The sequence below is a fragment of the Mycobacterium sp. genome (assembly GCF_008709575.1).
In the GTDB taxonomy this organism is placed as follows: domain Bacteria; phylum Actinomycetota; class Actinomycetes; order Mycobacteriales; family Mycobacteriaceae; genus Mycobacterium.
Genome location: NZ_VYIK01000315.1, coordinates 1 through 715 on the forward strand (window position 1 = coordinate 1; position 715 = coordinate 715).

Below are 715 nucleotides of genomic sequence, written 5' to 3' on the forward strand. Positions count from 1 at the left end.
CATGAAAGATCGAGGCGTGCTCATCGAGCATCCGGCGGTCGCCGAAGCGGCGGTGGTGCCCGCCGCTGACCCAACCCGGTTGGCTGTGCCCAAGGCTTACATCAGCCTGGCGGCAGGGTGGGCTCCAGATCGGGCCACCGCCGACGCGATCTTCGCTCATGCTCGCCGAAACCTTGCGCCCTACCAACGCATCCGACGCATCGAATTCATGGAATTACCGAAGACTATCTCCGGCAAGATCCGGCGGGTCGACCTGCGGGCTCGAGAAAACTCATGCGAACCAAACGAATTGACCGATGAATATCGCGACCGCTGAGCCGGGCCACTTCATCACGGGCGCGATGCTCTGCGTGCCACGATATCTGACGAGGGACCCATAATCCCTCTTGGTGGAGCTGTGCGGACGTAGGTGCAGTGAGCCATGGTGCGCTCTTGCTATGCGATTGGCACAGCTCGCCCGACAGCGCGATTTCGGTCCCGCTCCAGCCCATGCAGGCGACGAGCGCCGGAGTAATGGTGTCGTCGCCAACGTTTGTACCATGGAGCTGACCAAAATCGTCTCCGGCAAGATCCGAAGCGTCGACTTGTGGACCACGAAAACAGTTCTGAGCCACACGATTTAGTGAATTGAATACCAGACACATCGGCACCTAACCCCGATTTTGCACGCAACTTGGCGTGACACGCTGTTGAATTAGCGAAAGTGCCTGTCCTG

At 59.3% G+C, this 715-nt stretch carries 1 pseudogene; it reads left to right on the forward strand.

Annotation, left to right across the window (positions count from 1 at the left end):
• Positions 1 to 316, forward strand: a pseudogene (locus F6Q13_RS18670) (AMP-dependent synthetase); the annotation flags it as partial.
• Positions 317 to 715 lie beyond the last annotated feature (399 nt).